The sequence below is a fragment of the Mesorhizobium sp. B2-3-14 genome, assembly GCF_006442175.1.
GTDB lineage: Bacteria > Pseudomonadota > Alphaproteobacteria > Rhizobiales > Rhizobiaceae > Mesorhizobium > Mesorhizobium australicum.
In genome coordinates, this window is record NZ_VFVP01000006.1 from 1 (window position 1) to 16,938 (window position 16,938).

17 protein-coding genes are annotated in these 16,938 nt (G+C 63.4%); 14 read left to right on the forward strand and 3 right to left on the reverse strand.

Annotated features, from left to right (window positions below):
• The 5 genes from FJ950_RS16795 to FJ950_RS16815 all read left to right on the forward strand — a co-directional run.
• Window positions 1–2,022: YadA-like family protein (locus FJ950_RS16795; RefSeq protein ID WP_181171285.1), on the forward strand; the 2,022-nt coding region annotated here is incomplete at its 5' end.
• 92 nt (window positions 2,023–2,114) lie between these two features.
• Window positions 2,115–2,663: an invasion associated locus B family protein gene (locus tag FJ950_RS16800; protein WP_140617616.1), complete on the forward strand. Its 549-nt coding sequence runs from the start codon at window positions 2,115–2,117 to the stop codon at window positions 2,661–2,663.
• A gap of 13 nt (window positions 2,664–2,676) precedes the next feature.
• Complete coding sequence (locus FJ950_RS16805; protein WP_140617617.1) at window positions 2,677–3,342, forward strand: hypothetical protein; 666 nt, start codon at window positions 2,677–2,679, stop codon at window positions 3,340–3,342.
• 46 nt (window positions 3,343–3,388) lie between these two features.
• Window positions 3,389–3,850: a DUF4189 domain-containing protein gene (locus FJ950_RS16810; RefSeq protein ID WP_015315968.1), complete on the forward strand. Its 462-nt coding sequence runs from the start codon at window positions 3,389–3,391 to the stop codon at window positions 3,848–3,850.
• A 68-nt stretch (window positions 3,851–3,918) separates the two neighbouring features.
• On the forward strand, window positions 3,919–4,464 hold the full coding sequence (locus tag FJ950_RS16815; protein WP_140617618.1) for an invasion associated locus B family protein: 546 nt from the start codon (window positions 3,919–3,921) through the stop codon (window positions 4,462–4,464).
• A 121-nt stretch (window positions 4,465–4,585) separates the two neighbouring features.
• Here the strand turns inward: FJ950_RS16815 and FJ950_RS16820 are convergent, their stop codons facing one another.
• The 3 genes from FJ950_RS16820 to FJ950_RS16830 all read right to left on the reverse strand — a co-directional run bounded on the left by FJ950_RS16820 (window position 4,586) and on the right by FJ950_RS16830 (window position 8,411).
• On the reverse strand, window positions 4,586–5,896 hold the full coding sequence (locus FJ950_RS16820) for a divalent metal cation transporter (protein ID WP_140617619.1): 1,311 nt from the start codon (window positions 5,894–5,896) through the stop codon (window positions 4,586–4,588).
• A gap of 145 nt (window positions 5,897–6,041) precedes the next feature.
• On the reverse strand, window positions 6,042–7,589 hold the full coding sequence (locus tag FJ950_RS16825; RefSeq protein WP_140617620.1) for a GMC family oxidoreductase: 1,548 nt from the start codon (window positions 7,587–7,589) through the stop codon (window positions 6,042–6,044).
• Window positions 7,590–7,739: 150 nt separating this feature from the next.
• Window positions 7,740–8,411: a GntR family transcriptional regulator gene (locus FJ950_RS16830; protein WP_140617621.1), complete on the reverse strand. Its 672-nt coding sequence runs from the start codon at window positions 8,409–8,411 to the stop codon at window positions 7,740–7,742.
• Window positions 8,412–8,580: 169 nt separating this feature from the next.
• Between FJ950_RS16830 and FJ950_RS16835 the strand changes: the two genes are divergently transcribed.
• The 9 genes from FJ950_RS16835 to FJ950_RS16875 all read left to right on the forward strand — a co-directional run bounded on the left by FJ950_RS16835 (window position 8,581) and on the right by FJ950_RS16875 (window position 16,927).
• Entirely contained in the window at window positions 8,581–9,417 is an 837-nt protein-coding gene (locus tag FJ950_RS16835) for an alpha/beta hydrolase (protein ID WP_140617622.1), read from the forward strand.
• Between the two features lie 44 nt (window positions 9,418–9,461).
• A complete protein-coding gene (locus FJ950_RS16840) occupies window positions 9,462–10,601 on the forward strand; it encodes an NAD(P)/FAD-dependent oxidoreductase (RefSeq protein WP_015315974.1) in 1,140 nt (379 codons plus the stop codon).
• A gap of 67 nt (window positions 10,602–10,668) precedes the next feature.
• Entirely contained in the window at window positions 10,669–11,259 is a 591-nt protein-coding gene (locus tag FJ950_RS16845) for an amino acid synthesis family protein (RefSeq protein WP_041163678.1), read from the forward strand.
• Window positions 11,260–11,289: 30 nt separating this feature from the next.
• A complete protein-coding gene (locus FJ950_RS16850; protein ID WP_015315976.1) occupies window positions 11,290–11,748 on the forward strand; it encodes a YbhB/YbcL family Raf kinase inhibitor-like protein in 459 nt (152 codons plus the stop codon).
• A 73-nt stretch (window positions 11,749–11,821) separates the two neighbouring features.
• Complete coding sequence (locus FJ950_RS16855; RefSeq protein WP_140617623.1) at window positions 11,822–12,544, forward strand: class II aldolase/adducin family protein; 723 nt, start codon at window positions 11,822–11,824, stop codon at window positions 12,542–12,544.
• Between the two features lie 113 nt (window positions 12,545–12,657).
• Complete coding sequence (locus FJ950_RS16860; RefSeq protein ID WP_140617848.1) at window positions 12,658–14,295, forward strand: choline dehydrogenase; 1,638 nt, start codon at window positions 12,658–12,660, stop codon at window positions 14,293–14,295.
• Window positions 14,295–15,224, forward strand: coding sequence for a 5-formyl-3-hydroxy-2-methylpyridine 4-carboxylate 5-dehydrogenase (fhmpcd1, locus tag FJ950_RS16865; RefSeq protein ID WP_140617624.1), 930 nt, complete (start codon window positions 14,295–14,297; stop codon window positions 15,222–15,224). The genes FJ950_RS16860 and fhmpcd1 overlap by 1 nt, the downstream gene beginning before the upstream one ends.
• 60 nt (window positions 15,225–15,284) lie before the next feature.
• A complete protein-coding gene (locus FJ950_RS16870) occupies window positions 15,285–16,115 on the forward strand; it encodes an ABC transporter ATP-binding protein (RefSeq protein WP_015315980.1) in 831 nt (276 codons plus the stop codon).
• On the forward strand, window positions 16,112–16,927 hold the full coding sequence (locus FJ950_RS16875; RefSeq protein WP_140617625.1) for an ABC transporter permease: 816 nt from the start codon (window positions 16,112–16,114) through the stop codon (window positions 16,925–16,927). The genes FJ950_RS16870 and FJ950_RS16875 overlap by 4 nt, the downstream gene beginning before the upstream one ends.
• Window positions 16,928–16,938: the final 11 nt, after the last annotated feature.

Genomic DNA, 16,938 nt, shown 5'->3' on the forward strand with positions numbered 1-16,938 from the left:
ATCTACACCAACGCCAATGGCGAGGGCATCCGCTATGCCCGCACCAACGAGACCGGCCTGGCGCAGACCGATTCCTTCGCGCAAGGCGTCGGTTCCACCGCAGTCGGCTACCAGGCGACCGCGACCGGCGTCAGCGCGCTTGCGCTCGGTCGCGACAGCGCGGCCAGCATCGACGGCAGCGTGGCGCTCGGTCAAGGTTCGGTCTCTGACCGCGCGATCGCTCCGGCTTCCGGGCAGATCGCGGCCGGCCCGTCCAACTTCATCCAGTACAACACGACCGACAAGACGCTGCTCGGCGCCGTGTCGGTTGGTACCGCCACGGCCTACCGGCAGATCACCAACGTGGCCGACGGCACGCAGGACCAGGACGCCGTGACTGTGCGCCAGCTGGCGGGAGCGATCGCGGCGGTCTCCGCCACCTCGACGAAATATTTCCATGCCAATTCGACAGCCGGCGACTCGCTGGCGGTCGGAGCGGAATCGGTCGCGGTTGGCCCGACCACGGTCGTCAATGGCGACAATGGCGTCGGCATCGGCAATGGAGCCGTCGTCGACCAGACGGCACCCGGCGGCACCGCCATCGGGCAGAACGCCCATGTCATGCTGGCCGACGGCATCGCGCTCGGCACCGACTCCACCGCCGCCGGCGTGCAATCCATCGCACTGGGCGCCGGCGCCCAAAGCACCTTCGCCAACAGCGTGGCGCTGGGCGCGTCATCCATCACCACGGTCGGCGCGCAGGCCGGCTACACAGCCTTTGCCCTCGGCGCCGCGCAGACATCGGCCGGCGAAGTGTCCTTCGGTGCCGCCGGGGCGGAGCGCAAGCTCACCAATGTCGCGGCGGGTTCGGCCGATACGGACGGCGTCAACGTCTCGCAGTTGCGCGGTGTCTCACAAAACGTTTCCAACCTGTTCGGCGGCGGCACCACGGTCAATCCCGACGGCTCGATCACCGGGCCGACCTACAACATCCAGGGCAACAACTACTCGACCGTCTATGACGGCTTCACCGCCGTCAACAATGCGCTCACCACCATCAACAATGGCGGCGGCATCAAATATTTCCATGCCAATTCGACGCTGGCCGACAGCCTTGCCGGCGGCACCGACGCGGTGGCGATCGGGCCGGAGAGCGTGGCGAGCGGCACCGACAGCCTGGCCGCGGGCCATGGTTCGACGGCGACCGGGCAGGGCGCCGTGGCGCTCGGCCAGGGCGCGCAGGCCAACAATGCCAGCGATGTGGCGCTCGGCTCCGGCTCGGTGTCGCAGACCGCCGTCGGCACGTCCAACACGGTCATCAACGGCAAGACCTACGCCTTTGCCGGCACGACCCCGGACGGCACCGTCAGCGTCGGCGATGCCGGCGCGGAGAGGACGATCACCAATGTCGCCGCCGGACGCGTTTCTTCCGACAGCACCGATGCGATCAACGGCTCGCAGCTCTACGCCACCAACACAGCGATCGAAGACCTGACCAAAACGATCGGCGGCATCGGCGGCACCGTCCAAAACACCGTGCAGTACGACACCGTCACCAATCCGGACGGATCGACGACCAAAATCAACAAGATCACGCTGCAGGGCGGCGATCCGAATGCGCCTGTCGTCATCTCCAATGTCGGCCCCGGCGTTGCCGGCACCGACGCGGTCAACGTCAACCAGCTGAACCTGAACCTGGCTCAGAGCAAGACCTATACCGACCAGGTTGCTGTCACGACGTTGCAACAAGCCAACACTTATACCGACCAGAAGTTCAGCCAGCTCAATTCCGACATCAGCGGCATCCGGGACGAAGCACGGCAGGCGGCGGCAATCGGTCTGGCGGCAGCCTCGCTCCGCTACGACGACCGTCCTGGCAAGCTGAGCGTGGCGGCGGGCGGTGGCTTCTGGCGGGACTCGAGCGCCCTTGCCTTCGGCGCGGGCTACACCAGCGAGGACGGCCGCATCCGTGGCAATGTGTCCGGCACGGCGGCGGGTGGAAATGTCGGTGTCGGCGCCGGGCTGAGCTTCACCTTGAACTGAGGCGGGGACCTGGGGCGGGAATGAACAGGCGAACCGGCCATGTCAGGCCAGGCTCGTATCCGGGAAACCCGTTTGGTTTTCCCGGACTAGCCATGGCATTCCTGACCTGCCTGGCGCTTGCCGGCGGGCTGGCGCCGGCTGCCGCGCAGACGGCTTCGCCCTATAGGGTCAAGCCCTCCGACGTGGTCGTGCCGCCGGACGTGAAGCTCGGACAATACCAGCGCACCATCCGCCCCTTCGAGAACTGGACGCTGATCTGCGACGAGAACCTCAAGGCGCGCAAGAAGGTCTGCAACGTCTCGCAGGTGATCGAGGACGGGGCGGGCAAGATGGCGTTCAGCTGGTCGCTCGCCGCCACCCAGGACGGCAAACCCTACATGATCCTGCGCACCGCGCCGAACGCCAGGAGCGATGGGCTGGTATCGCTGAAGTTCGAGGGGCGCGCCGAATCCATCGACGTGCATTTGAACGGCTGCAACGAAATGGTCTGTGTCGGCATGCTGCCGGTGGGACCTCTGATGCGCCAGGAGATAGCGCAGAAGGCGACGCCGGCGATTTCCTACCCGACCGTCGATGGCCAGACCGTCACCGTCACCGCAACGCTCAAGGGGCTGTCCGAGGCCCTTGCGCCAGTCAAATAACCGAGGCAGCACCGTGAGCCAGCAAGACCCGTTCATCTCCGCGACGCGCAGCAACCCGACCGTCGAGCCGGACCGCAAGAGGACCGTCGAGCCGCCGCGGCGTTGGCCGCGCGTCATCGGTTTGTGTGCGCTGGGGCTGGCCATGATGGGCATCGGCTTCGCCGCAGCGAACTATGCCGCGATCGCCGGTCTCGTCGGCACGCCGACGGCCGCTCAGGCCGGCACGGCGCCGCCCGCGCTGCCGGACTCGCCCTTCCTCCAACACGTCAAGCAATCCGGCGTGCAGGCCTGCTCGACCGTCTATCCAGTGCTCGGACAGCTCTTGACGACCGGCTCGAAATACAGCGTCAAGTCGCTGTGGAGCGACCAGGCCGCCGACAAGCACGCCGTGCAGGCGCTTGTCGGCCTGGACTATGCGACCGAGCACTACAGCGGGCCGGCCGCCGGCATCGTTTTTGCTTCGCCCACCGCCACGGGTTGCGAAGGCACCATGGTGCGGGTGGCGCCGTTCGCCAGCCCCTGCGCCGATGTCACGTCCGCGCTTCCGCAAGGCAGCAAGATCACGGATCATCTCGGACAGGTCGAAGTGTACGAGCTTGGCGGCAACACGGGCGAAGCCCTTCTGCTGCCGACGGGCAACACATGCGTGGTGATTTCCATCGCATCGGCGGCCAAGTGAGAATGTCAGGCGAATGGGCGAGGCGCCCTGGAAAGGATTGCGGACCATGAAATCGCGACGTTTGACAGTCTTGTGCATGGCCTTGCTGTGGAGCGGGCAGGTCGTCTCGGCCGATCTGGTGGAGCCGTCCGAGCCACCGCAGGAGGAGAAAGGCATCTGGGCGGCAATCGCCTACTCCCAGACCGATACCAAATACGGCTTCTTCTGGGGCGCCGACAAGCGGCAGGAAGCGAAGGACATAGCGCAGAAATATTGCGAGAATGCCGGTGGAAAGGCCTGCAACGTCGTTACCGTGTTCCGCAATCACCGTCATTGGACGGACGACGATAAGACCGGATTTCCCTACAAGCATTGCGGCGCGCTCGCCGTGGCAGACAAAGTGGAGCACCGGTTCACCCCGTGGGGCGTGAACTCCGCCGAGACCCGCCGGGAAGCGGAGGATCTCGCCCTGCAGGCCTGCGAGGCAGGGGGGACCCAATGCAAGATCCGTGAATGGGTCTGTACGTGACGATAAACACGGGTCCTCGAGCCGCTACTTCGGGCATTTGCCCGGCACCCAAGAGAAGGCAGTATTCATTGGTTCGTAGACAGCTTTTCCTGAAGGCAGCCGTCATCTGCGCGGCTGCCTTCGCCGCTTCGGTGCCGGCCGTTTTCGCGCAACAGCAGCAGGCTTCGCTTCCCAATGGCGCATCGTCGCTCCAGGAAACCTATCAGGACTGGCAGCTCGCCTGCGGGATGCAGGACAATGCCCGGGTCTGCACGGTCACGCAGGACCAGACGCAGAAAAACGGCCAGAGGCTTCTGGCCGTTGAACTGCGCGTGGGGCAGAAGGGCGGGCTGATCGGAACCTTGCTGCTGCCCTTCGGCATCCTGTTCGAGCCCGGCGTGACGCCCCAGATCGACGACCAGCCGCCCGTCGGGGCGTTGAAGTTCAGGACCTGCCTGCCGAACGGCTGCGTGGCGCTGTTTCCGATCGACCGGGCGCTGATGCAGAAGCTCAAGGCGGGGACCGAGCTGAAACTCGACGTCACCACCGCGGCCGACACCAAGCTGAGTTTTCCGGTGTCGCTGAAAGGCCTTGGCGCCGCCCTCGATCGCATGGTCGCGCTGAGCGCACGTTGACGAGTAGATGCCAAGCGGCCATCACCAACGAGGGTGCCGTACGCGACTGCCGGCGGATGCCAAGGTCCTCGTCCCCTGCGGGCGCTCAGCGTCATACCGGAGCCTGACCCGGTCGGTCATTTCAAAAGGCCCATTGCAGCGCGAGGCCGATAACCGACAATCCCATCGCAGTCGTCGCGAGCCAGCCGAGAAAGCGCAGCCAGCCCTCGACGGGGAATTCGCCCATGATTTCGGAACGCCCGGTCATCAGCATCATGACGACCATTACGGGGACCGCGCATATGCCGTTGATGACGGCGCTCCAGTAAAGCGCCTTGATGGGATCGATCGGCGTCAGCATGATCCCCATTCCCAGCACCACGGCGGCGGCCAAGGTCGCATAGAACGCCATCGCTTGCTTCGGCTTGCGCTCCAGCCCCACTGGCCAGCGGCGCGCCTCGCCCACGGCGAAAGCGGCCGAGCCGGCGAGAACCGGCACGGCGAGAAGGCCAGTGCCGATAATCCCCATCGCAAAAATCACAAAGGCGAATTTGCCCGCGACCGGCTCCAGTGCCTTGGCTGCGTCGGTGGAGGAATTGATGTCGGTCACCCCCGCCTTGTGCAGGGTGGCGGCCGTCGTGACAATGATTGCAATGGCGATCAGGTTCGAAAAAGCCATGCCCACCAAGGTGTCGGCGCGAATGCGCTGGAACGCGCGCGGCGCCTGCCACGGTGCCCATTTCAGCGGCTTGGCCTTCGGGTCGATCTTCTCCTCTTCGACCTCTTGCGATGCCTGCCAGAAGAACAGGTAGGGAGAAATCGTGGTGCCGAGTATGGCCAGAAGCGTCGTGAAGAACGCCCGGCTCCATTCGACATGCGGAACAACGATTCCCTTGAGCGCCTCGCCCCATGGGATATCAGCCAGAAACGCGGCCACCACGTAGGCAAAGAGGCTCAGCGTTGTCCATTTCAGGACCGTGACGTAGCGGCTGTAGTCAAGGAAGACGATCGCCAAAACGCATGCCACGCCGAACGCAACGACGTAAAGCGAGCTTGGGCCGCCCACCAGCAACCACAATGCATCAGCCATCGCGCTCAGGTCCGCCCCGATGTTGATCACGTTGGCGGTGAACAAAAGCAAGGCTACAAAATACATCAGCGGAGATGGGTAGTGCCGTGCGAGGTTGCCGGAAATACCTCGACCTGTCGTCCGGCCTATTCGCGCTGCTATCTCCTGGATCGCGACCATGAGCGGAAAGGTGAAGACCATCGTCCAGCCGACATTGAACCCCAACTGGGCGCCCGCCTGGCTGTAGGTGCCGATGCCCGAAGGATCGTCGTCCGAAGCGCCTGTGATGAAACCAGGCCCGATTGTGCGCAGCAGCCGCTGGAATGGCCCTTTTGCCCGAAGATTGCTCTGTTTCTCAGAGACTTCGGCGCTTATGTTGCTCATGCAGGTGCTCCAAATACGGGGTCCCTTCCGTAATCCGCCTGAAGCAAAATTCGGCGATCGCCATTCGGTTCCGTTAGCTATCGCTGAAACGCCGTTGGTGCCGTGTCGCCAGGTCGTGCTTGCTTTGCCGGCGATATGCTATTTCTCAGGCGCGCGATCGAGCGAAGGTCTCGGCGATCGCGAGAACCGCGGCGTGTATAGGTCCCGCGGTGAGACTGGGCATGATCGACGCGTCGACGACAAAAAGATTGTCGAGCGCCTTCAGCCGCAGATCCGCATCGACGACGGCGTCCGGGTCCTTGCCCATCCTGCAAGTGCCACAGGGATGATGGTGCGTGATGACCGACTGCGCGATGAAGTCGTCCATGTCAGCCGCGCTGTTCAGGCTGCCTGGCAGGAGTTCGCGCTCGCGCCAGCCGGCGAGTTCATCCCGATGTCCGATCGTCCGGGCTGCCTCGAGCGCCTGGCGAAACAGCGCACGGTCCCGGCCGCTTTGCAAATATGCGGGGTCGATGATCAACCGATCATCGAGCTCCGGCCCGCTTATGCGCACGCTGCCGCGGCTCATCGGATGGGTGATCCCGAACAGCAGCGAATATGCGGTGCCGGCGGAAGGCGCCTGAAAGCGTTCGGACACGATGGGCGCGATGCCGCAACCAACGACAATTTCGGGCTGACCGGTACCGGTGAACCCGTCGGCGCGCATATAGGCCATCGATTCCGAGTGCTGGAGGCGCGATGGAGGAACGGGCCTGCGAGCCGCATAAAGGTTGCCGGCGCCAAGCAGGTGATCCTGAAGGTTTCGACCGACTTCCGGCATATCGATCAAGCAGCCAGCGCCGGCGGTATCGAGCATGTCGTGCGGACCGATGCCCGAGCGCATCAGCAAAGCCGGACTTTCCAGCGCGCCGGCGCAAAGGACAATTTGATCCGCGAGGATTTCGACCGGACCCTGTCGCCCCACGATTTCGAGGCCGTGGACCCGATTGCTCGCCAGGTTAAGCCGCCGCACTCGCGATCCCGTGAGGATGGTCAGGTTCTCGCGGCCTCGAACAGCCGGCGTGAGCCAGGCGTCCGCCACCGTAACCCGCCGCCCATCGCGAATGTTCAAGGAGTTCGGGGTGACGCCGATCATCTCCCCGCTGTTGTGCCCTTCAAGACGCGGCAGGCCGAGCGAAGCGCCGGCTTCGATAAACGCGCGCGCGACCGGACTGACCTCGTCGGCCGGCAAATGGACGGGCATCGGCCCGCCCTTGCCGTAAAGGCCGTTGCCGCCGAGCGGGTGATCCTCGATAGCCCGAAACGCGGGCAGCAATTCATCCCAGCTCCATCTGTTATCGCCGGTCGCGTCGACCCATGCCTGGAAGTCCCGGGGATGACCACGCATGTAACCCATCGCGTGCAGGCAACTCGAGCCGCCGACCACCCGCCCGCGCGCCCAGCGATGCACCCGGCCAGCGGTCCCGGCTTGCGGCTCCGTGCGATAGTCCCAATCGTAGCCACGGCCCTGAAGTGCCGGCCATGCGGCGGGGTTCCAGATGTCGGGATCCACCGCTTCTTCGCCTGCCTCGATCAGCAGAACGCGGCTGTCCGGCTTTTCACTCAGTCGCGCCGCAAGCAATGCGCCAGCCGACCCGCCGCCGACGATGACGATATCGGCATCCCGTTCGCGCTCAAAATTCGCCCAGCTCATCATCACTCCATCTGACGCTTGCGTATTTGGATGGTCGGCAAGTTTGGCGCCGGCACGAGGTGGCCTACGCATCGACCGTTCGCGGACAGTCGATCCGCGACATCGTCAAAGGCTTCGGGTTTCAGGCGGAGCAACTGTCTTTCGAAAAACTCAAATCGCGCTGTCCATGGACATCTTCGCTGCCGCTTTGGCCTTCAACAGGTGATTTTTGGAGGCCTTGCGGGCGGCCTTCTCGTCGCCGGCGGCGATGGATTCGTATATCTCCTTCATCTCCGCCAGGCTGCTCTGTGCCCTGCCATCCAAGGACATCGATCGTCCGCGAAAGAAGCTGATCCTGGCCACAAGGCCACGATGGACCTCCTCAAGAATCGGGTTGCCGCAATTGGCCAGTATGATCGAATAGAAGTCCGCGGCGGTCATGACCTGTGCCAGGCTGTCATTGCTGGACGCCGCCGCTTCGAACGCGGAAAGAGATTTCTCGAGTTCAAGCAACTGCTCCGGGGAAATTCTCGACGCGCAGCGTCCCGCGGCCTCGACTTCAAGCAGCTCTCGAACCTCGTAGATGGCGGTTGCCACTTCCCACGTAAGCGACGGTATCGACGGCCCGCGGTTGGGGACGATCTCGATCAGGCGCTCGGCCTCGAGACTGCGCAAAGCCTCCCTTAGCGAAGGGCGGCTGATGCCAAGCTGTGTGCACAGCTGACTCTCGATGAGGCGGCTTCCCGGCTGGAACAATCCGGAGAAGATGGCGAGCCGTAACTTGTCGACGGTCTCGCGTTGAACTGTTCGTGGGGAAATTCGCAAATTCAAATCTGGAGGCATCTCTAACGTCTCATCGGTTTGAGTCGCAATCTCCTAACCAGCATACGTCACGCCGTGGAAAATAGCCAGATTGTCAAATCTGAAGATTGCAAGAATGTCAGACAATCTGCTTGACGTCCTTCTGGCTGTATGATCCTTTTGACCGAGACGGGCAGTGACGGTGAGGATCATGAACATTGCGGCAGGGATAGCTTCCGACCAATTTGGCTCGCGACGCATCGACACCGGCCGCATCACCTTGAATGCGCGCGAGGCGGGCAACGGCCCGTTGATGCTGTTTTTCCATGGCATTACCTCCAATTCCGCGGTCTTCACGCCGTTGATGGCTCGGCTCTCGGATCGCTTCACCGCCGTGGCCGTCGACCAGAGAGGGCACGGCCACAGCGACAAGCCGGAAGGCGGTTACGATGCGCATGACTATGCCGACGACATTGCCGGCTTGATCCGCACCCTCGACCGGGGTCCTGCCATCCTCGTCGGACATTCGCTTGGCGCGAGAAACTCCGTCACGGCAGCCGTGCGACATCCGGAACTGGTGCGGTCGGTCATCGCAATCGACTTCACGCCCTATATCGAGACCGAAGCGTTGGATGCGCTGGAAGCCCGGGTAAACGCGGGAAGCCAGCTTTTCGAGGATATCAAGGCCGTCGAAGCCTATCTTGCTGGCCGCTATCCGAACATTCCCGCCGACGCCATCAGGATCCGAGCCGAGAGCGGCTATCAGCGGGTCGACGGCGGGCTGCGACCATTGGCGTCGCCCGCGGCCATGGCCCAGACGGCCAAGGGCCTGCGATCGGACCTGGTGCCCGCCTATCGGGATGTGGCGAAGCCCGTCCTTATCGTTCGGGGCGAGGCGAGCAAATTGGTTTCGGCGGCGGCGCTGGCAAAAACAAGCCGGCTGCGGCCCGATCTGCCCGTGGTCGTCGTTCCGGGCGCCGACCACTACGTCAACGAGGTATCTCCCGAGATCACGCTGAAAGCGATCACGAATTTCATCGACGCCTGACGGCCCAGCACGCCGTCTTCTTGTACGCAGCATCAGGATAGAAAATGGCCAATGTAAACAAAACCCAGGGTAAGGCGCGCCGTGCCGAGGTCGCTGGCGGCGGCTTTGCCGGTCTGACCGCCGCCATCGCTCTGAGGCAGAACGGTTGGGATGTCAGGCTGCACGAAAAGAGCTCGGAGCTGCGGGCATTCGGCGCGGGCATCTATCTCTGGCACAATGGCCTTCGCGTGCTCGAAGGACTGGGCGCCCTGGATGATGTTCTCCAAGGTTCGCATACGCCCCCGACCTACGAGACCTGGATGCATAACAAGTCGGTTTCCAAGGAGACGTTCAACGGCCTCCCGTGGCGCATCATGACCCGGAGCCACCTGCATGACGCCCTGGTCAACCGCGCCCGCGCGCTGGGTGTCGACGTATCGGTCAACTCCGAAGCGGTCGCCGCCGATCCGGAAGGCCGCCTGACGCTTCAGACGGGAGAGGTTCTCGAAGCCGACCTGATCGTCGGCGCCGACGGCGTTGGCTCCAAGGTCAGGGACTCCATTGGCTTCAAGCAGGACCGATGGGTCTCCAAGGACGGTCTCATCCGGCTGATCGTGCCTCGCAAGAAGAAGGAACTCGGTCACGGCGAGTGGGACAACACCATAGACATGTGGAACTTCTGGCCGCGCGTTCAGCGGATCCTCTACTCGCCCTGCAACGAGAATGAGCTTTATCTCGGCCTCATGGCTCCAGCCGCCGATCCGCGGGGGTCGCAGGTGCCGATCGATCTCGAGGTCTGGGTCGAGATGTTCCCTTTCCTGGAGCCGTGCCTGATCGAGGCGGCGAAGCTGAAAACAGCCAGGTACGACAAGTACGAAACGACCAAGCTTGACAGCTGGACAAGAGGCAAGGTCGCCCTGGTGGGAGATGCCGCGCATGCGATGTGTCCGGCTCTTGCCCAGGGCGCCGGTTGCGCGATGGTCAATGCCTTCAGCCTGTCGCAAGATTTGCAGACTGGCTCTTCGGTCGAGGACGCGCTCGTCGCGTGGGAAAAGCGCATTCGCCCGATCACCGATCGCTGCCAGGCGCTGTCCGGCGACTATGCGGCGAACCGCTCGCTCTCGAAGGGAAACATGTTCACGCCGGCGGCATTGGAAGCAGCCCGCTACGACCCGCTGCGCGGCGTCTTCTCATGGCCGCAGTAGCATCGGACGAGCCGCTCAACGCATTAATCGGCGCGCGCGCAAGCTGCGCTCCCTTCAGGAGATAAAGATGAACTATTCCAGTGAAGTCGAACGGGATTACGATGTCAGGGGGTGGTACGCCTCGGTCCAGGAAAGCCGGCATGATGGCGGCCAGCCTGGCGAGACCCTCGTCAAAGTCGCGACTGGCGTGGTCATCCGCAATCCGTTCGCCGGAAAGTTCGTCGCCGAACTGTCCGACCTGACCAATCCCAGTTCAGCCATCGGTCATGCGCTCGGCGAGCGGGCGGTGGCGCTGCTCGGCAACAGGCCGGTCGAAAGCTATGGCAAAGGCGGTATCGCGGGCACATCCGGCGAGCAGGAACATGTCGTCGCCTGCATCACCACGGTGTTCGGAGATCCGCTGCGCCAGCAAGTGGGCGGCGGCAAGGCCTGGATCTCGTCGGTCAGCAAGGTCGCCGCAGCCGGCACATCCATCGATATCCCGCTTGCCCACAAGGACGAGCTCTACATCCGTTCCCACTATGATGCCGTCACATTTTCGGTGCCGGATGGCCCGCGCCCCGATGAGCTTTTGATCTGCGTGGCCGTCGCATCGGGTCCGCGCGTTCATCAGCGCGTCGGGGGCAAATCCGTCGCCGACCTCAAGGCCGGTGTCTAGTTCGATCGAAATTGGCGAAGGACGAATTCCATGCCCCTGAACATCAAGGACCTCAAGATTACGTCAGCGGATTTCAAGCCGCTCGGGAAGTTGCGCGACGAGCATGCCGGCGACAAAGGCAATGTGTTGCCCAGGCTTACGGTCAGCGGCGTCCCCGCGGGCACGAAGGAACTCGCGGTCATCTGCCATGATCCCGACGCGCCCTTGCCCAACGGCTTCACCCATTGGGTCGTCTACGGCATCGATCCGTCGACCACCGATCTTTCGGACGCGCAGGAAAAGTTTCGCGTCGGGCCAAACGGCGCCGGCGGCAAGCAGTATTACGGGCCCCAGCCGCCTGCAGGCCATGGAGAACATCACTATTACTTCTGGGTCTATGCCCTGGACACCAAGGTCGAAGGGACGCCTACCAGGGAGGAGTTCCTGCAGAAATACGCCGGGAACATCATCGAGCAAAACCGGATCGTTGGCCTCTACGAAAACAAGTGAAATCCGCGACGCCGGCGACCGATAACTAAGAATAAAAATGGTCGCCAGCGCCGCGCAATGGGAGAATTTGGAAATGAAAGACAACAGCCCAGCACACCAGACCGTCTTCGAAGAGCTGGTCACGGCGACGAAGATCCTTCTGAACGAGGGCATCATGGATACGTTCGGGCACATCAGTGCCCGTGACCCCCAGGATCCCCAAAGCTTCTTCCTGGCGCAGAAGCTTGCTCCGAGCCTGATAACCGTCGACGACATCCAGCGTTTCAATCTCGACGGCGAGACGTCGGACAATCGCCCGTCCTATCTTGAGCGCTACATCCACAGCGAGATCTACAAGGCGCGGCCCGACGTCCAGTGTGTGCTCCACACCCATTCTCCCGCTGTCCTGCCGTACTGCTTCGTCGATACGCCGCTTCGGCCGGTCACCCACATGGGAGCTTTCATCGGCGAGAAAGTCCCGGTCTACGAGATTCGCGACAAGAATGGCGACGAGACGGATCTCTTCGGCGGCAGCCCCGGGATCTGCGCTGATATCGCCGAAAGTCTCGGCAACCAGACAGTGGTGCTCATGGCGCGGCATGGCGTCGTCAATGTCGGCAACTCCGTGCGTGAGGTCGTCTTCCGGGCGTTCTATCTCGAGCAGGAAGCGGCAGCGCTCACGGCCGGCCTGCGGATCGGCAACATCAAATATCTGTCGCCGGGCGAGATAAAGACGGCAGGAAAACTCGTCGGCGCCCAGATCGATCGAGGATGGAATCACTGGTCGCAGCGTCTGAGAGAGGCCGGCCTGGCCTAGTGCCGGCCGCCTTGAGGAATACCTAGTCCATCCGGCCCCGGCCGGGATGGTCCAGGCTCGGTTTCAATAGTTCCCTGGCGCAGGAGCGCCGGACCAAGACAATGAAACGCACCATGCCGCACGCGGAAAGTTACGACTACATCATCGTTGGGGCCGGATCGGCCGGTTGCGTGCTCGCCAACCGGCTGAGCGCCGACCCCGGATGTTCGGTGCTGCTGCTCGAGGCCGGCGGCTGGGATCGCGACCCCATGATCCACATCCCGCTTGGCTGGGGCAAGATCCTGACCGAGCGTCGCCACGACTGGATGTATTTCTGCGAACCGGAAGACAATGTTGGCGGACGCAGGGTCGAGTGCGCCCGCGGCAAGGTGATTGGCGGGTCGTCGTCGACCAACGCCATGGCCTATGTGCGGGGAAATCGCGGCGATTACGATCGTTGGGCGGCCAGCGGGCTCCATGACTGGTCGTACGACAAGGTGCTGCCCTATTTCCGCAAGCAGGAGAGCTGGGAAGGAGGCGCGAACCATTTTCGCGGCGGCAATGGTCCGGTCAGCACCCAGTTCTGCCGTTACAAGGACCCGCTGATCGACGCGTTTGCGCAGGCCAGCGTGCAGGCAGGATATCCACAGACGGACGACTACAATGGTGAGCGGCAGGAAGGTTTCGGCCGCCTCCAGATGACGATCTCGAAAGGTCGGCGCAGCTCGACCGCGTCCGCCTATCTGCGGCCAGCCCTGAAGCGGCCCAATTTGACCGTGCTGACCGGAGCGACGGCGACGAAGATCACGCTGGAGGGCACGCGCGCCACCGGCGTGGTTGTGAACCATGGCGGCGGCCAACGGTCGGTCGTCGCCCGCAAGGAAGTCCTGCTCTCGGGCGGCGTCATCAACACGCCGCAACTTCTGATGCTGTCCGGCATAGGGGCGCCAGAGGAACTCGCGACGCACGGTATCCAGACGCGGGTCAACCTGCCGGCGGTCGGCAAGAACCTGCAGGATCACGTCTCGGTCATTCTCATGTACCGGCGCCGGGCTCCGGGCGGCCCTTTCCTTCGCAACATGCGTGCCGATCGGATCGGGTTCGATTTCGCCAAGACCTACTTCACGGGACGAGGTTTCTCGGGAGATGTGCCCGGCGGGGTCGTCGCGTTCCTGAAAAGCGGCCCGGAGCGTCCGTTGCCAGATGTGCAACTACTGTTCACGGCCGCCCCGCTCGCCGCGTGGCCGTATTTGGAGCCGTTCAAGGCGCCGTTTCCGGACGGGTTCGCCACACGGATCGTGGCGACGCAGCCTGAAAGCCGGGGCGCGGTGAAATTGGCCTCGGCCGATCCTCTCGCGGCGCCACTGATCCACCAGAATTTCCTCGCCTCGCCGAAGGACTGGGCCTCGCTTCGGGCCGGCTTCCGAGTGGCGAGGGACCTCGCGTCGCAGCCCTCCATGCAGCCCTTCATCGAGGCGGAGTTTTTCCCTGGCCCGAAGTGCCAGAGCGACGACGAAATCGATGAGCATATCCGCAAGACCTCCATCACCGTGCATCACCCGGCAGGAACCTGCCGGATGGGCGCCGACGCGGCCTCGGTCGTCGACCCGCAATTGCGGCTTCGTGGCGTCGACGGCCTGAGAGTGGTGGACGCTTCCGTCATGCCCGACCTGGTCTGCGGAAACATCAACGCGGCGGTGATCATGATTGCCGAGAAAGCCGCCGATCTCGTCGCGGCATCAAAAGCGGCAACGCAAAGCAGGGCAGCATAATGATCCAGCGTATCGCCATCATCGGTCTGGGTACGATGGGGCCTGGCATGGCCGCCCGGCTCGCCAGGGGCGGCCTGCAGGTCGTCGCCTACGATGTTGCCCCGGCCGCGATCGAGCGCGCGGGGTCCATGCTGGGCGTGGCCGAGGGCGTTCTCGACGCCCTGGGTATCGCGGCGCCACCGGCCGGCGCCGGAACGGTCCGCTTCACGGATGACATCGCAGACGCGGTATCGGGCGCCGACCTCGTCATCGAGAACGTTCCTGAAAACATTTCGATCAAGGCCGATGTCTATCGCACGATCGACAGCCTGATCGCATCGGACACAATCGTGGCGTCCGACACGTCGGGCATCCCGATCACCAAGCTGCAGGCGCACATCTCCTATCCCGAGCGGATGGTGGGCATGCACTGGTCGAACCCGCCGCATATCATCCCGATGATCGAGGTGATCGCAGGCGAAAAGACCGCGCCGCGTATCGTGACGACGATTCGCGACCTGATCCGCTCGATCGGCCTCTTGCCGGTGGTGGTGAAGAAGGATGTTCCGGGCTTCGTCGAAAACCGCGTGCTCTATGCGTTGCTGCGCGAGGCGGTCGACCTTGTCGAGCGCGGTGTCATCGAGCCGGAAGATCTCGACACCTGCGTCTCGTGGGGCATCGGCTACAAGATCGCGGTCATCGGGCCGATGGCGCTGCTCGATATGGCGGGCCTCGATATCTACAAGTCCGTTTCGTCGTTCCTCAACGCCGATCTCTCCAATCGCGACGATGTCGCGCCGATGGTGCTGGAAAAGACGAACGCGTCGAAGCTCGGCATCAAGTCGGGGGAGGGCATGTTCTCCTACACGCCCGAGCAGACAAAGGCGCTGCAAGGCGAACGGGCGCGCAAGCTCGTCGCGGTGCGTCGCATCCTGGAGGGCCGGGAGTAGCCATGACACATCGTGCTCACAAGGCCGGTCGGGTTGGGGTACCGCATGGAGGACCAAGCCATGCGTGTTGAAACCATCCGGGCAGCCGGTGGCCGGCCGGCCCATATACGTCACGACGACCTGATCTCCGCCAAGGGCGTTTCGGTGGTCATGGCCAGGCAATTGGTTCTGCAGAACATCGATCTTTCGGTACCGAAGGGATCGTTTGTTTCTCTCATTGGTCCTTCCGGCTGCGGCAAGAGCACCTTGCTGAAGGTTCTGGCCGGACTTGTAAATCCGACAAGCGGCAGCGTTTCGATCGCCGGGCTTTCGCCGGTCGAGGCGGCGCGCAAGCGCATGATCGGCCTCGTCTTCCAGGACGCCAACCTTTTGCCGTGGAAGAACGCCGTCGACAACGCTTCCATGCTGCTAGGTATCGCCGACAAGTCGCTTTCGCGCGCGCAACTACGGACGCGCGGACAGGAGATGCTTGAGCTGGTGGGCCTGGGCGACAGCGCCCACAAGCGTCCGAACGAATTGTCAGGCGGCATGCGCCAGCGCGTCGCCATCGCGCGGGCGCTGGCGCTCGATCCGGCGGTGCTGCTGATGGACGAGCCGTTCGGCGCGCTCGACGCCATTACCCGCGACCAGATGGGTCAGTCGCTGCTGGAGATCTGGCAGCGCACCGGCAAGACCATCGTTCTTGTCACCCACTCCATCGACGAGGCCATTCATTTGTCTCGCCATGTTCATGTGCTGGGGATCAAGCCCGGCCGGATCACCGAGAGCCTCGATATTGGCCTGCCCTATCCGCGCGATCTGTCGGTGACGGAAGATCCGGAGTTCGTCAGGCTGGTGGTTCAACTGCGCACGATGCTGCGCGCCAGCCACCAACCGGGAGGCGTGTCATGAGCGATCAACCCATCACCAATCCCTCCGACTCGCGGCTTGCGTCCGGCTGGGTGGCCGCGACCGGGAGCTGGCTGCCGGCGGTCATACTTTTGCTGGCGACGATCGTCGTATGGGAAGCCGTGGTGCGGATTTTCGCTATCTCCGCCTTCATCATTCCTGCCCCGTCCGAGATCGCGCAATCGCTGGTCGCGCAATGGGCTACGCTGATGCAAGCGACACTGGTGACGGCAGGCGAGATCCTGTTCGGGTTCCTTGTCTCCGTCGTTGTCGGCGTCGCCATTGCGCTGGTCATCGTGCGCTTCGACTGGCTGGGGCGAGCGCTTTATCCGCTGGTGGTGTTGTTCCAGAACGTGCCGAAGGTGGCGCTGGCGCCGATCTTCATTCTCTGGTTCGGCTATGGGCTCGCGCCCAAGATCGGCTTGATCCTGGTCATCGCCTTCTTTCCGGTGACATTGTCGATGCTGGCCGGCATGCAGTCGGTCGACCGCTCGCTGCTGTCGCTGATGAATTCGGTCGGCGCCAGCCCGACGCAGATCCTGTTCAGGATCCGCGTTCCGCATTCGCTGCCGAACCTGATGGCGGGAACCAAGATCGCGGCCACGCTGAGCGTGATCGGCGCCATCGTCGGCGAATTCGCCGGCGCCTCGGACGGCTTGGGCTACGTCATCCAGTTCGCCTCGACCCAGCTCGACACCGCACTGGTCTTCGCGGCGCTGCTGCTCGTCTCCGTGCTCGGCATCGCCTTCTACTACGCCGCCGAAATCCTCGAACGCATCGTGGTGCCATGGGCACCGAAATTCAGCCGGACCTAGGCCTCTCGATC

Coding starts and splice junctions, on each gene's coding strand:
- FJ950_RS16855 (WP_140617623.1), top strand. CDS start 11,822: ATGAAAGACAACAGCCCAGCACACCAGACCGTCTTCGAAGAGCTGGTC.
- FJ950_RS16870 (WP_015315980.1), top strand. CDS start 15,285: ATGCGTGTTGAAACCATCCGGGCAGCCGGTGGCCGGCCGGCCCATATA.
- FJ950_RS16830 (WP_140617621.1), bottom strand. CDS start 8,411: ATGCCTCCAGATTTGAATTTGCGAATTTCCCCACGAACAGTTCAACGC.
- FJ950_RS16800 (WP_140617616.1), top strand. CDS start 2,115: ATGGCATTCCTGACCTGCCTGGCGCTTGCCGGCGGGCTGGCGCCGGCT.
- fhmpcd1 (WP_140617624.1), top strand. CDS start 14,295: ATGATCCAGCGTATCGCCATCATCGGTCTGGGTACGATGGGGCCTGGC.
- FJ950_RS16820 (WP_140617619.1), bottom strand. CDS start 5,896: ATGAGCAACATAAGCGCCGAAGTCTCTGAGAAACAGAGCAATCTTCGG.
- FJ950_RS16840 (WP_015315974.1), top strand. CDS start 9,462: ATGGCCAATGTAAACAAAACCCAGGGTAAGGCGCGCCGTGCCGAGGTC.
- FJ950_RS16850 (WP_015315976.1), top strand. CDS start 11,290: ATGCCCCTGAACATCAAGGACCTCAAGATTACGTCAGCGGATTTCAAG.
- FJ950_RS16845 (WP_041163678.1), top strand. CDS start 10,669: ATGAACTATTCCAGTGAAGTCGAACGGGATTACGATGTCAGGGGGTGG.
- FJ950_RS16825 (WP_140617620.1), bottom strand. CDS start 7,589: ATGAGCTGGGCGAATTTTGAGCGCGAACGGGATGCCGATATCGTCATC.
- FJ950_RS16875 (WP_140617625.1), top strand. CDS start 16,112: ATGAGCGATCAACCCATCACCAATCCCTCCGACTCGCGGCTTGCGTCC.
- FJ950_RS16835 (WP_140617622.1), top strand. CDS start 8,581: ATGAACATTGCGGCAGGGATAGCTTCCGACCAATTTGGCTCGCGACGC.
- FJ950_RS16860 (WP_140617848.1), top strand. CDS start 12,658: ATGCCGCACGCGGAAAGTTACGACTACATCATCGTTGGGGCCGGATCG.
- FJ950_RS16810 (WP_015315968.1), top strand. CDS start 3,389: ATGAAATCGCGACGTTTGACAGTCTTGTGCATGGCCTTGCTGTGGAGC.